We start from the raw sequence: 238 nt of genomic DNA, 5'->3' as shown, positions 1-238 counted from the left end.
CGACCACCGAGAGCGCTGCCCGGTTGAAGCGGCTGCGCTATCTGGTGGACAACGAGTGGCGCGAGTCGAAGACCGGCAAGTACATGCCGGTGATGAACCCGTCGACCGGTGAGCAGATTGCCGAGGCGCCGCAGTGCACGCAGGCGGAGGTCGACTCCGCCGTCGCCGCCGCTGCGCGGGCTTTCCCGGGTTGGTCGAACACCCCGATCCCGCAGCGGATCCAGCTGATGTTCCGGTT

General features: G+C 67.6%; 1 protein-coding gene. It reads left to right on the top strand.

The genetic code is table 11. From position 1 onward, the window contains the following. Positions 1–238: aldehyde dehydrogenase family protein (locus tag BN358_RS12140; RefSeq protein ID WP_040583166.1), on the top strand; the 238-nt coding region annotated here is incomplete at both ends.

The organism is Sedimentibacter sp. B4, assembly GCF_000309315.1.
Classification (GTDB): Bacteria; Bacillota; Clostridia; order Tissierellales; family Sedimentibacteraceae; genus Sedimentibacter; species Sedimentibacter saalensis.
Note: the sequence above shows the minus strand (reverse complement) of the source record. Positions and strands in the feature narration are given on the sequence as shown.